We start from the raw sequence: 13,932 nt of genomic DNA on the forward strand, positions 1-13,932 counted from the left end.
CCGGCGACGCGATCGCCGACGTCAGGGGCAGGCGCTCCCTCCGAGCGCCGCCCCGCGGCGGCGACCAGTGACCGCGTCGGGGCCGGGGACCGCGGCGGGACGGGGGACCTGGAACCGGTCACCTGGAACCGGTCACCTGGGACCGGAGGCCGGGATCCGGGGACCGTCAGAGCGACTGCGATGCCCAGCCCCACCTGCCCCGGAGCAGCGCCTCGGGCCACCACCCCAGCCGCCGGCGACGCGATCGCCGACGTCAGGGGCAGGCGCTCCCTCCGAGCGCCGCCCCGCGGCGGCGACCAGTGACCGCGTCGGGGCCGGGGACCGCGGCAGGACGGGGGACCTGGCACCGGTCACCTGGGACCGGAGGCCGGGATCCGGGGACCGGGGACCGTCAGGGTGACTGCGGTGCCGAGTTCCGGGAGTCCCGGGGTGGGGTGGCCGGGTCGTCGCCCGAGGTGGTCAGCCAGGCTCCGACGCCGACCGCCGCCGCCAGGGCGACCGCGCCCGCACCCAGGGCGAGCCTGCGGCGGCGGGTGGCGGCGCGGTTGCGGGCGGAGCCGGGGCGGGGGGCGCCGCTGGCGCGTGGGGCCCGGGCCGTGCCGTGGGCGCCGCCGGCCAGTTCGTCGGGGGCCGGGACGCGCATCGAGGTGTGGGTGTCCCGGTTGGAGTCGGCCGGTTTCGCGCCCGGCACCAGGGGGACCGCGCCCCGGCGCCGCACCCGCTCCCCCACCGGTGCCGGTCCGGCGGGCTGCTCCTCGCGGACGGTCTCGTCCGCGGACTCGGTGTCCGGCTCCTCCACCTCCAGCGGCGGCATGCCCGCCAGCATCGGCAGCAGCTCGCGCAGCCGCGCCCCGAGCTCGGAGGCGCGCAGCCGGGAGGCCGGGGCCTTGGCGAGGCACTGCACGAGCAGCTGCCACAGTTCGTCGGGGATGCCGGGCAGCGGGACGACCGTCTCCGTGACGTGCCGGCGCAGGACCGCGCCGGGGTGGCCGCCGCCGAACGGCGTGAAGCCCGCCAGCATCTCGTAGAGGACCGTGGCCAGCGCGTAGATGTCCACGGACGCGCGCGGGGGCAGGCCCTCGACGATCTCCGGGGCGAGGTAGTCCGGCGTACCGATGATCTTCGTGGCCCTGGTGCGGCGCGGGGTGTCGATGAGCTTGGCCACGCCGAAGTCGGTGAGCAGCGCGCGGTGGGAGCCGCCGGGGCCGAGCGGGCCCTGCATGTCCAGCAGGACGTTCTCCGGCTTGACGTCGCGGTGCACGACGCCCGCGGCGTGCGCGGCCGCCAGGCCGTCGGCGACGTCGGCGGCGATCGCGACGGCCGCCTCGGGGGCCAGCCGCCGGTCGCGCTCCAGCCGGGTGCGCAGGTCCGTGCCGCGGACGAGGTCCATGACGAGGGCCAGGTCGTTGCCGTCGACGACGAGGTCGCGCACCGAGACCACGTGCGGGTGCTCCAGGCCGAGCAGGGCCGTGCGCTCCTGGACGAAGCGTCCGACGAGTTCCTCGTCGGACGCGAGGTCCTCGCGCAGCAGCTTGACGGCGACGGGACCATCCGGTCCCTCGCCCAGCCACACCGTGCCGGCGCTGCCTCTGCCCAGGATCTGGTGGGCGGTGTACCGGCTGCCGATCTTCCGTGCCAAGGCTGCTCCTACCGACGCGTGTTGTCGCTAAAACTACGCGTCCGAGGAGCCAACCTTCACCGGGGAGGCGGAAATCACCCCCCGGGTGTCGACAAGTCACCAACCCCGCCGGGCGGTTCCGGTCAGTTCGTGCCGGAACCGCTCCCGCCGAGCTCCTCGAACCAGCCGGTCACGGTGCCGAACCAGTCGGTGAGCTGTTCCCAGTAGCCCTTGCCCGTGCCGATCCACTCCTGGAGCGGGCTCAGTTCCCAGATCAGCCATCCGGCCACGAAGAGGATGACGATCGTGAACAGGCAGCCCTTCAGGCAGCCGAGACCAGGGATCCGCATCGGGTTGGCGCTGCGCTGCCGCGGCTGCCGGGGCTCGCGCTGGGGCCGCTGCGGCTGGGCCGGCGGAGGCGCGGGCGGCGCGTAGCGCTGCGGCGGCTGGGGCTGCTGCGGCTGCGGGGTGTGATGCCGGGGCTGCTGCTGCGGGTAGCCGTAGCCGGGCGGGGGCGCCTGGCGGCGCGGGGGCTGCTGCTGCGGCCGGGCGACCTGGCGCTGGGGGCGGCGGCGCAGCGGGTCCTCGTTCGGGTCGAGGTACTGCACCTGCGTCTGCTCGTTGCGGTCGCGGGCCGCGCGCAGCTGGTTCTGCCAGGGGTGCGGGTCCTCGGGGCCGGCCTGCTGGTTGTGCTGCCCGGGGTGGCCCGGGTGGCCGGGCGAGCCCGGTGGCACCGGCGGCATGACGGCCGTCGGGTCGGCGGCGCCCCGGTGGGGCATGACGGCGGTGGGGTCGGCGGCGCCGGCCGGGCCGCCGGTGTGCGGCAGCACGCTCGTCGCGGCGTTCGGGTCGTACGCCCCCGCGCCCTGCGGCAGGACCTGGGTCGGGTCGGCCGCGCCGGGCGTGTCCGGGACGGGCGCGGGCGCCGGGTCGGGCACCAGGAGCGCGCCGACGCCCTCGGCGGCGGCGATCTGCGTGGAGTTGGCGTGCACGCCGATGCCGTCGGCGACGACGCGCAGGCCCCGGGCGAGGTTCACGGCGCTGGGCCGCTCGTCGGGGTTCTTGCGCAGGCAGCGCTCGATGACCGTCCACAGCGGGTCGGGGACCGTGGAGGGGCGGCGCGGCTCGGCGCTCAGATGCTGGTGCAGCACCTCGAGGGCGGAGCCGCCGGCGAACGGCGGACGGCCGGTGACCAGCTCGTACAGCAGGATGCCGGCGCCGTAGATGTCGACGGCGGAGGTCTGCGGGCGGCCCTCGGCGGACTCGGGTGCGACGTAGGCGGGCGTGCCGACGAACTCCTGGGTGCGGGTCAGCCCCGGGGAGTCGGCCAGTCGGGCGATGCCGAAGTCGGTCAGCAGCGGGTGCATCTGCCCGTCGTACTGCTGCAGCAGCACGTTCGCCGGCTTGAGGTCGCGGTGGACGACGCCGTCGGCGTGGCTGGCCGCGAGCGCGTCGGCGATCTGGGCGGTGAGCAGCGCCGCGGCGACCGGGGTGAAGGGGCCGTTCTCCCGGAGGTGGCGGTGCAGGTCGGGGCCCTCGACCAGGTCCATGACCAGCGCCAGCAGATCGCCCTCGACCACCAGGTCACGGACCCGGACGATGTTCGGGTGGGTGAGCCGGAGGAGGACGGAGCGTTCCCGCAGGAACCGCATCACGACGTCCGGGTCGCCGGCCAGCTCCTCCTTGAGGACCTTGATCGCGACGGTCTCACCGGGCTGTCCGGGCACGGCCGCCTCGGCGCCCGCGGTCTCGCGCTGGCGGGCTCGCCAGACGGTGCCCGTGGCGCCGCGTCCGAGCGGCTCCTCGAGCAGGTACTTGCTGCCTACCGGCCGCACGTCATGCGCTCCCTGGTGCTGTGCCTTGCCTGCTGGCCTGTCCGCCCCACTGTAGTGCCGGGCGTCCCGGGCGGCAGTGTCGTTCTTCTGTGGGTCCTACGTATCCGATCCGCCACCCGTTCGACAGAAAGACGCTCACCTCGGTCTCCTGGTTGCCGGAAGCGGACTTGACCGATCTCAACGGGACACCGGCGGGTCGTTTCTCAGGCACTTTTACGGGCAGAGCCGACCAATCAAGATCACTTGTTCCCGAGCGAGCAGCGCGCTGTCAGTGACAGGTGCGAGGATGCGTGCAGTACTGGCCGACGTGCCGGGGCGGGGCGGGGGGCTCCGCGCCCGGGCAGAAGGGACCGCTGACGGCGATGCAGATCCGGTTGACCGTCATAGACCCACAGGCCCCGTCGGCACCGGCGCGGGACCATGCCCCGCGCAGCGACGTGCTGGTCACGGCCCCCGCCGGTACGGCGCTCGCGGCGGTGGCCTCGGCGCTCGCCCAGGTGGTCTCCGGCGGCGACGGCTCGGGCACGCCGGTGCTGTACGCCGGGGAGCAGCGGCTCGACGCCCAGCGCTGCACGCTCGGCGAGCCCCCGCTGACCGACGGTGCCGTGCTGTCCGTCGGCGCGCCGGGCGAGCCGGAGCCGCACCCCGAGCTGGAGGACGCCCCGGCCCAGCTCCAGGTGGTCGCCGGGCCCGACGCGGGCGGTGTCCACCTCCTGCACGGCGGCGAGATCCGCATCGGCCGCTCCGCCGACGCCGACGTGTCCCTGGACGACCCGGACGTCTCCCGGCTGCACTGCGCGGTGACGGTGAGCGCGGACGGCCGCGTCGCGGTCGCCGACCTGGACTCCACGAACGGCACGACGCTGGACGGGGCCCGGGTGGGCTCCCGGCCGGTCCGTCTCGCGCCGGGGGCGCTGCTGCGCATCGGCGAGTCGGCGCTGCGGCTCGCTCCGGCCGGGGGACCGGGGGGTGGACGGATGGAGACGGCCCCGGACGGGGAGGGCCATGTGCGCGTGCCCGGCCCGGCCGACGACGCGGAGCAGGCACGCGTGCCCGGCCCGGCCGACGACGCGGAGCAGGCACGCGTACCCGGTCCGGCGCCGGCGGGCCCTTCCGGCCCCACGCGTCACGCGCACGGGTCGGCGGCCCGGGGCCTGCCGGACGCCGGGCCCGCGGAGCCTCCGGCGGTGCCCGGGCAGGGCGGGGCGCCGCGGTTCGAGAGCGGTGCGGTGGGCGGCGTCGCGGAGGGGCCGCGGGGTGACGGCTCGCCCGTCCTCCCGGCTCCGGGCGACTCGGCGGGCATAGGCTCCGGCCTCTCCCAGGGCCCGCCCCGCGCGGCGTCCGGCGAGCGCGCGGCCGAGGGCGTGGTGCGGGCTCCCCGGCAGCGGGGTGCGGCCCCGGCGGGGCCCGGCGACGGGGACTCCCGTGCGGGGCGGTCAGGGGCCTTGGGCCAGGGCGGGGCGCCCGGCGACGGCCGGGCGCCGGGCACGCGGGCCACGGTGGGCTCGACCGGCCGCGGGGCGGCGGCTCCCGCCGCCCCCCGTGCCGCCGCACACGGCTCGACCGGCCCCGGACCCTCCGCCTCCTCCGTCCCGGAGCCCGGCTCCGGTCCCTTCCCTTCCTCCGCCCCGGCCCCCCGTTCCGCCGATCCCGTTCCCTCCCGGGACGGCCGCACCGGTGACGACGACCGCGACGGCCGGGCCCCCGCAGCCGTGTCCCCCGGCGAACCGGCCGGCCACGGCCGCAAGGGCACCCCCCTCCGCGGCACGGACGTACCGCCCGGGGCACGCAAGCGGGGCGGCCTCGGTGCCTGGGCCCGGCGGCTGGCGGGAGGGCGCGGGGAGCCGGCGGCCACCGGGGCCGGGACGTACGAAGGCGAGCCGGCCGGTACGGCGGTCGAGCCGCCGGTCCCGGGCCCGGCGGCGCCGGAGACCTGGCCGGACCCGGCCGCGCTGCTGCTGACGGCGCTGGGGCCGGGCCCCCGGCTGTGGGAGCGCGGTCCGGGCCACCCGGAGGCGCTGGCCGTGCGGCTGGGTACGGCGGACCGTGCGGCGCCGGACGGCTCGGGGCTGCTGCCCGCCGTACCGGTGACGGCCGGGCTGCGCGAGGTCGGCGCGCTCGGGCTGGCCGGGCCGCGGGCGCGGCTGTCCGGGCTGGCGCGTGCCGTGCTGGCACAGCTCGCCGCACTGCACTCCCCCGACTCGCTGGAGATCGTCCTGATCGCCGCCGACCGCTCCCGGTCGCTGGAGGAGCGCACGGCCGAGTGGTCCTGGCTGGGCTGGCTGCCCCACGTCCGCCCCGGTCACGGGCAGGACTGCCGTCTGCTGCTCGCCCACGACCGCGAACAGGCCGCCGCCCGTACGGACGAGCTGCTGCGGCGCCTGGACGACCACCTCGCGGACGCCGCCGCGGCCGGCTCGCCCTCCGGCAGCGGACTCCCCGGCGCCCACCGGGGCCCCGGCCGCCCGGCCGGCACTCCCGCAGGCGGCGGCCCCCCGGCCGGCACCTCCGACCGCGCCGACCCGCAGGCCACCGCCCCGCGCGCCGGCAACGGCCCCCGGCGGCCCTCGTGGGCCCGTGACGACGTCCCCGACGTCCCGGCCGTCCACTCCGGCCCCTCCACGGTCGTGGTCGTCGACGGCGACCCCGGCGGCGCCGACCTGCGCACGTCCGTGGCCCGGCTGGCGCTGGAAGGCCCCCGGGCCGGGATCCATGTCCTCTGCCTGGCCGAGACCGCCGCCGCCTCCCCCGCCTCGCCCGTGACGGAGACCTACGAGGCCGCCTGCTCGGCGACGCCGACGTTCCGGCACTGCGGTGCGGTCGCGCTGCTGAGCGGGGACGTGGCGACGGCCCTGCGGCTGGTGCGCGTGGCCCGGGTCGGCGGGGACGGTTCACCGGCCGGACCCGTCGGGCACGGCACGGTCGCCACCGTAGACGCCGTCTCCCCCGCCTGGGCCGAGCGGTTCGCCCGGGCGCTGGCGCCGCTGCGGACGGAGGGCACGGCGGGCGACCGGCAGCCGCGTGTCTCCGCCCCGCTGCCCCAGTCCGCCCGGCTGCTGGACGAGCTGGGCCTGGCCCGCGCCACCCCGGCCTCGCTCATGGCGCGCTGGGCGGACGCCGCTGACGACGAGGCCCTGGGCGGGCGCGTGCGCGCGGTGCTGGGCGCCGGGCCGCGGGGCCCGGTCACCGCGGACCTCGCTGCCCAGGGCCCGCACCTGCTGATCGAGGGCCCGCCGGGCAGCGGCCGTACGGAGTTGCTGCGGGCGGTCGTCGCCTCCCTGGGCGCCGCGGAGCGGCCGGACCGCCTGGGCATCGTGCTCGTCGACGGCCGCGGCGGGCCGGGCGAGGGCCTGCGGATCTGTACGGACGTACCGCATGTCGGCACGTATCTCACGGCGCACGACCCGGTCCTGATGCGGGAGTTCGCGCAGTCGCTCAGCGCCGAGCTGAAGCGGCGCGCCGAGCTGCTGGGGCGGTCGGACTTCGCCGAGTGGCACACGGGACGCGCGCTGTCGGGCCGTATGGTCGCCCAGCGCACGGCGTCGGCCCGGGGCGCACACCCGGCCGAGGCCGGTGCGGGCGACCTCGACAGCGCGCCCAGTTCCACCCTGCGCCTGCGGCCCGGTGCGGCCAAGCGGCAGGCGGAGGCCGCCGCGCCCCCGCTGCCCCGGCTCGTCGTGGTCGTCGACGATCTGGACGCCCTGGTCTCCCCCGCCCTCGGCTCGACCGGGCGGCCGGCCGCCGGGTCGGTGATGCGCGCGCTGGAGGCCGTGGCCCGGGAGGGCGAGCGGCTCGGCGTGCACCTGGTGGCGGCCACCGGCCCGTGCCCCCGTACGGCGGAGACGGAACCGGCCCGCCGCGCCACGCTGCGCGTGACACTCGACGCCCCGGCCTCCGGCCACGGCGGCGCCTCCCCGTTCGAGCGCGGCCGCGAACCGGGCGGCGAGCCGGCACCCGGCCGGGGCAGACTGACCGCGGCGGACGGGCGGAGCGTCCCGTTCCAGGGCGGACGGGTGACCGGGCGGATCCCCCGGACGGCGACCCAGCGGCCCACGGTCGTCCCCCTGGAATGGCACCGCATGGGTGACCCTCCGGCCCGGCGTCCGGTGCGGGAGCTCGGAAACGGCCCGACCGACCTGGCACTGTTGGCCAGCGCGCTGGAGAGGGCGGCGAGGGAGGTCGCGGCGGCACGGGTGCCGTCGCTGCTGTGACGGAGCCTCAGGTCCCGTCTTGGCGTGGGATCCTGACTGTCGGTCACGGAGGAGTCGCATCCCCCGCTTGACAGCCGACGCCATCTTGCCGCCCCCGCACACCCGGGCGTAGACCAGATCGCACGGGAGCGCGCTCGACGTTCGACGAGGTCGAAGAACGGGGCAGTCATGCGCATGACGAGCAGCACCATCCGGACACGCTGGTCGCCCGAGCGGGACACGGCGACCCGCGGCAGCCGCAGAGTCACCAGGATCGCGGCAGCCGTCGCCGCGGGAGCGCTCGCGCTCTCGCTGACCGCCTGCGGAGGCGACGACAAGGACAGCGGTGGAAGCCCGGGCACCGACGAGGGCGCCACCGGCGACGTGACCCTTCCGAAGCTGGACGGGGTGAGTCTGGAGATCGCCGCGGTGTGGACCGGCGAGGAACAGGCCAACTTCAAGAAGGTCCTCGCGGAGTTCGAGGACCGCACCGGCGCCGAGGTCACCTTCGTGCCGGCCCAGGACCCGATCATCAACTTCATCGGTTCGAAGGTGGCCGGCGGGCAGCCGCCGGACATCGCGATGCTGCCGCAGCCCGGCGCCGTCAAACAGGCCGTCGACAAGGGCTGGGCCAGGCCCCTGGGCTCCGAGGCCCTGAAGGAGCTGGGCGAGAACTACTCGCAGGGCTGGCAGGACATCGGCAAGGTGAACGGCGAGCAGTACGGCGTCTACTACAAGGCGGCCAACAAGTCCCTGATCTGGTACAACCACCAGGTCTTCGAGAACGCGGGGGCGGGCGAGCCGGAGACCTGGCCCGACCTGCTCAAGACCGCGCAGACGGTCTACGACTCCGGCGTCACGCCGTTCTCCGTGGGCGCCGCCGAGGGCTGGACGCTGACCGACTGGTTCGAGAACGTCTACCTCTCGCAGGCCGGCCCGGAGAAGTACGACCAGCTGGCCCGGCACGAGATCAAGTGGACGGACCCGTCCGTGAAGGACGCGCTGACCACCCTCGCGCAGATCTGGGGCAAGTCGGACTACATCGCCGGCGGGGCGCTGCAGACCGACTTCCCGGCCTCCGTGACGCAGGTCTTCACCGGTGGGGACCAGCCCAAGGCGGCCATGGTCGCCGCGGGTGACTTCGCGCAGGTCAACATCCCCGAGAGCATGAAGATCGGCACGGACGCGAAGGTGTTCCCGTTCCCCGCGGTCGGGGACAGCGGGCCGGTGGTCTCGGGCGGCGACGCGGCCGTGATCCTTCAGGACTCGAAGGGGTCGCAGGCGCTGGCCACCTGGCTGGCCTCGCCGGACGCGGCGGAGATCCAGGCGAAGCTCGGCGGCTACCTGTCGCCCAACAAGAACGTGCCGAACTCCGCCTACCCGAACGCGGTGCAGCAGAAGATCGCCAAGGCGCTCATCGACGCCGGTGACGACTTCCGCTTCGACATGTCCGACCAGGCCCCGCAGGCCTTCGGCGGCACCCCCGGCAAGGGTGAGTGGAAGATCCTCCAGGACTTCCTGAAGAACCCGAAGGACATCGCCGGGACGCAAGCGAAGCTGGAGGCCGAGGCGGCCGCGGCGTACGGGGACTGACGGGATGACGTCGGCCACGGCGGCAGGGGGCGCCCAGCCCCCTGCCGCTCCGAAGTCGCGCAAGAGTGTGACCGGCACCCGCAGGACCGTGGCGGCGCTGTTCCTGCTGCCCGCGCTCGTCCTGCTCGGCGCGCTCGTGGTGTACCCGATCGGGTACTCGGTGGTCCGCAGCTTCTACGACCAGTCCGGCGACGGCTTCGCCGGCATCGACAACTACCAGGCGCTCTTCACCGACGAGGGCATCCGCACCGCGCTGAGGAACAACGTCTTTTGGGTGGTGTTCGCGCCGACGATCGCGACGGCACTCGGCCTGGTCTTCGCGGTGCTGACCGAACGGGTGCGCTGGGGAACGGCGTTCAAGCTGGTCGTCTTCATGCCGATGGCGATCTCCATGCTGGCGGCGGGGATCATCTTCCGCCTGGTGTACGACCAGGACCCGGACAAGGGCGTGGCGAACGCGGTGTGGGTGGGCGTGCACGACACCTTCGCCCAGTCGTCGGCGTTCCCGAAGGCCCACCCGGGCCGTCGGTCGCCGCTGGAACAGGCCGGGGGCGGCGCGTTCATCACCGAGTCGCCGGTCAGGACCGGCCGGCCCGTCTCCCTGCCCCTGGTGGGCGTCGCGCCCGATCTGATGCCCGACCACGCAGAACCGGCCGCTCCGGCCGAACCCGCGCCCGACGTGGTCACGGGCACGACCTGGCAGGACTTCACCCGCGGCCGGGGCGTCGGCAAGCTCAACGGGATCGACCCCGCCGAACTCGGCTACGCGGGCATGAGGATCGAGGCCGTGAAGGACGGCAGGGTCGTGGCCTCCACCACGGCCGGCGACGACGGCGCCTTCACGCTGCCCGCCGCAGCCGACGGCGCCCGACTCCGGCTGCCCGCGAGCAACTTCGAGGAGCCCTACAACGGCCTGGACTGGCTCGGCCCGTCCCTGGTGACCCCGTCCATCATCGGCGCGTACATCTGGATGTGGGCGGGCTTCGCGATGGTGCTGATCGCGGCCGGGCTCGCGGGCGTGCCCCGGGAACTGCTGGAGGCGGCCAGGGTAGACGGCGCGAGCGAGTGGCAGCTGTTCAGACGGGTCACGGTGCCGCTGCTGGCTCCGGTGCTCGCGGTCGTCACCGTCACCCTGATGATCAACGTGCTGAAGATCTTCGACCTGGTCTTCATCATCGCCCCCGGCTCCGCCCAGGACGACGCGAACGTGCTCGCCCTGGAGCTGTACCGCAAGGGCTTCTCCGAGGACCAGCCGGGCATCGCCAGCGCCATCTCGGTGTTCCTGCTGCTGCTCGTCATCCCGGTGATGTGGTTCAACGTACGGCGGCTGCGGCGGGAGGTGCGGCGATGACCACGGACGCGGGCCGGCTGCCCGGCGAGGCGGCGCCCCGGCCCTCCGCTGCGGTGAAGGCGAAGCACGCGCTGGGCTCGCGGCTGGTCGAGGGGGTCGGCGGCGGGCTGGTGCGGGTGTTCCTCGTCGTGGTCGGCGTGTTCTGGCTGGTCCCGACGATCGGCCTGCTGCTGGCCGGTCTCCGTTCGCCGGAGGACATCGCGGCCGGCGGCTGGTGGAACGTGTTCACCGAGCCGTCGCAGATCACCTTCGACAGCTACGCGAAACTGCTGGAGAACGAGGACATCACCGGCAGCCTGCTGAACACCGTGTGGATCACGGTCCCGGCGACCCTGCTGGTCGTGATCATCGGGTCGCTGGCGGGCTACGCCTTCGCCTGGATGGAGTTCCCGGGGCGCGACTGGTGGTTCCTGGGCGTGGTCGGCCTGCTGGTCGTGCCCGTGCAGGTCGCGCTGATCCCGATCGCCGAACTCTTCGGCGCCATCGGCATCTTCGGCTCGGTCCTCGGCGTGGTGCTGTTCCACGTGGGCTTCGGCCTGCCGTTCGCCGTGTTCCTGCTGCGCAACTTCTTCGCGGAGATCCCGCGGGAGCTGCTGGAGGCGGCGCGGCTGGACGGGGCGGGCGAACTGCGCCTGTTCTTCCGCGTCGTGATGCCGCTGGGCGCTCCGGCGATCGCCTCGCTCGGCATCTTCCAGTTCCTGTGGGTGTGGAACGACATGCTGGTCGCGCTGCTCTTCTCGGACTCCGGGAGCCAGCCGATCACGGTCGCGCTCCAGACGCAGGTACGGCAGTTCGGCAACAACATCGACGTGCTGGCACCCGGCGCGTTCATCTCGATGGTGGTCCCGCTGGCCGTCTTCTTCGCGTTCCAGCGGCAGTTCGTGTCCGGCGTGATGGCCGGTGCCGTCAAGTAGGAATCAACGCAGGTTAGTTGAAGGGGCGGGCCGAATGCGATCCGCCCCTTCGACATTCATCCGGATGCCGTAGCCACCGTAACCAAGTGGCCTCACGGGCCGTTCCCGGGCCGAACGCCCGCGCCGACCGATGGATGGCCTCTTGCCCAGGTTCAGTGTCATTGTCCCCGCGTACCAGGTTCAGGCGTACCTGCACGAGTGCCTCGAATCGGTGCTCTCCCAGTCCTGTCCCGATCTGGAACTGATCGTCGTCGACGACGCCTCGCCGGACGCGTGCGGGGCGATCATCGACGAGTTCGCCGCCAGCGACGCGCGCGTACGCGCGGTGCACCTGGCGGAGAACGTCGGGCTGGGCCGCGCCAGGAACGCCGGAGTGGCCCACGCGAGCGGCGACTACCTGCTGTTCCTCGACAGCGACGACACCCTCACCCCGGACGCCCTGCGCTCGATCGCGGACCGGCTGAAGGAGGCGGGCGATCCTGACGTCCTGGTCTTCGACTACGCGCGCACCTACTGGACGGGCGAGGCGGTCCGCAACCAGGGGGCCCCGCAGCTCACCGAGGAGGGCCCGGCCCCCTTCACACTGGAGGACCGGCCGGGCCTGCTGCGGCTGCTGATGGTCGCCTGGAACAAGGCCTACCGGCGGGAGTTCGTCGAGGCCCGGGGATTCGCCTTCCCGCCGGGCTGGTACGAGGACACGCCGTGGACGTACCCGGTGCTGATGACCGCGGAGTCGATCGCCACCCTCGACCGGGTCTGCGTGCACTACCGGCAGCGGCGGCAGGGCAGCATCCTGCGCACCACCAGCGAACGGCACTTCGACGTCTTCGACCAGTACGACCGGGTCTTCGCGTTCCTTCAGGAGCACCCCGGGCTGGCGCGGTGGCGGCCGGTGCTGTTCCGCCGCATGGTGCACCACCTGGCGATCGTGTACTCCCGGCGGGACCGGCTGCCCCGGGGCTCGCACGCCGCGTTCCTGCGCCGGGCACGCGCCCACTACCGCCGCTACCGCACCCCGGGCGCCCCCGTCCCCCTGCGCGCGCGGGTGCACCACACCCTGATCCGCTTCGGCCTGCACCGCACCTACCGCGCGCTGCGGCTGGCCTCGGTCCTGCAACGCGGCCTCGCCGGGCTCACCCTGCGGTGCGGCCGAGCCCTGCGCACCGCCGTCCTGCGGGTCCACTACCGCCTCCAGCGCTGCCTTCCGCTGCGCGCCGACCGGGCCGTGTTCACCGCGTACGACGGCCTCGGGCACAGCTGCAACCCAGGCGCGCTGGAGAGCGCGTTCCGCGAGCTGGCGCCGCACATCCGCACGGCCTGGATCGCCCGTCCCGAGCACCACCACACCGTCCCGCCCGGCCCGCGCCGCATCGTCCCCGGCACGGCCGCGTACTGGACGGCGCTGGCCCGCTCCCGCTACCTGGTCAGCAACACCGACTTCGACCCCCGCCTGGCCAAGCGCCGGGGCCAGATCCTGCTGCAGACCGGGCAGGGCACCCCGCTGGGGCACATCGGCCTGGACCTCCAGGAACGCCCGGCCGCCGCCCGGGGCCGGGACTTCGCCCAGCTGCTCAGGGGCGTCGACCAGTGGGACTACGTGCTGTCGGCCAACCGCCACACCACGCTGACCCAGGAGCGCGTCCACCCCGGCCGGTACACCACGCTGGAGTACGGCTACCCGCGCAACGACCGGTTCCGCACCGCGACCCCCGCGGACGTGACCCGGCTGCGCGCCTCGCTCGGCATCCCCGAGGGCACGGTGGCGATCCTCTACGCGCCGACCCACCGCGACTACCGCCGCTCCCAGCGGCACACCCTCGACCTGCGGCGGATCGTGCACCGCCTGGGCCCGCGCTTCATGGTCCTGGCCCGCGCCCACCCCGCCTACGGCGCCCCGCTGGCCACCACCGACGGCCGGGTCGTCGACGTCAGCGGCCACCCGAGCCTGGAGTCGCTCTGCCTGGCCTCGGACGCCCTGGTCACGGACTACTCGTCGCTGATGTTCGACTACGCCAACCTGGACCGGCCCATCGTCGTCCACGCCGACGACTGGGAGGCCTACGAGGCGGCCCGCGGCACCTACTTCGACCTGCGCGCCTTCCCCCCGGGCGCCGTCGCGCGCGGCGAGGACGAACTGGTCGACGTCTTCGCCACCGGCCACTGGCGCGGCTCCCGCTCGGCCCGGCTGCGGGCGGCGTTCCGCGAGCGGTTCTGCGCCTACGACGACGGCCGGGCGGCCGAGCGGGTGGTCCGCCGGGTCGTGCTCGGCGAGACGGACCTGCCGCCGGTCGTGCCGCTGGGCGAACGCCGTCCGGTGCCGTCGGCGGCGGCCTCGTCGGCGCGCGAGCCGCTCACGTCCGTACCGGTGCCGGCCGCATCACACGCCGTCACCGACCGCTTCTGACCACGGTCGCCACCCCGGGCCACCCAA

Annotated in this window: 7 protein-coding genes; 5 read left to right on the plus strand and 2 right to left on the minus strand. The window is 74.9% G+C overall.

The window, feature by feature from the left end; genetic code table 11:
• Nucleotides 1-391: 391 nt before the first annotated feature.
• The gene (locus ACFW6P_RS19715; protein WP_386348623.1) at nt 392-1,639 is read right to left on the minus strand and encodes a serine/threonine-protein kinase; all 1,248 of its coding nucleotides are present in this window, start codon (nt 1,637-1,639) and stop codon (nt 392-394) included.
• A 122-nt stretch (nt 1,640-1,761) separates the two neighbouring features.
• Complete coding sequence (locus ACFW6P_RS19720) at nt 1,762-3,453, minus strand: serine/threonine-protein kinase (protein WP_386424262.1); 1,692 nt, start codon at nt 3,451-3,453, stop codon at nt 1,762-1,764.
• A 362-nt stretch (nt 3,454-3,815) separates the two neighbouring features.
• On the opposite strand from ACFW6P_RS19720, the gene ACFW6P_RS19725 reads away from it, so the two are divergent.
• The 5 genes from ACFW6P_RS19725 (at nt 3,816) to ACFW6P_RS19745 (ending at nt 13,905) form a co-directional block, all read left to right on the plus strand.
• Nucleotides 3,816-7,664, plus strand: a complete 3,849-nt coding sequence (locus tag ACFW6P_RS19725; protein ID WP_386424264.1) for an FHA domain-containing protein — start codon at nt 3,816-3,818, stop codon at nt 7,662-7,664.
• A 168-nt stretch (nt 7,665-7,832) separates the two neighbouring features.
• On the plus strand, nt 7,833-9,236 hold the full coding sequence (locus ACFW6P_RS19730) for an ABC transporter substrate-binding protein (protein ID WP_386348632.1): 1,404 nt from the start codon (nt 7,833-7,835) through the stop codon (nt 9,234-9,236).
• 4 nt (nt 9,237-9,240) lie between these two features.
• Nucleotides 9,241-10,587: a carbohydrate ABC transporter permease gene (locus ACFW6P_RS19735; RefSeq protein ID WP_386348635.1), complete on the plus strand. Its 1,347-nt coding sequence runs from the start codon at nt 9,241-9,243 to the stop codon at nt 10,585-10,587.
• The gene (locus tag ACFW6P_RS19740; protein WP_386348637.1) at nt 10,584-11,501 is read left to right on the plus strand and encodes a carbohydrate ABC transporter permease; all 918 of its coding nucleotides are present in this window, start codon (nt 10,584-10,586) and stop codon (nt 11,499-11,501) included. Before ACFW6P_RS19735 ends, ACFW6P_RS19740 begins: the two co-directional genes overlap by 4 nt.
• A gap of 142 nt (nt 11,502-11,643) precedes the next feature.
• Complete coding sequence (locus ACFW6P_RS19745; protein ID WP_386424266.1) at nt 11,644-13,905, plus strand: CDP-glycerol glycerophosphotransferase family protein; 2,262 nt, start codon at nt 11,644-11,646, stop codon at nt 13,903-13,905.
• Nucleotides 13,906-13,932 lie beyond the last annotated feature (27 nt).

This window comes from Streptomyces sp. NPDC058741, assembly GCF_042746715.1.
Classification (GTDB): domain Bacteria; phylum Actinomycetota; class Actinomycetes; order Streptomycetales; family Streptomycetaceae; genus Streptomyces.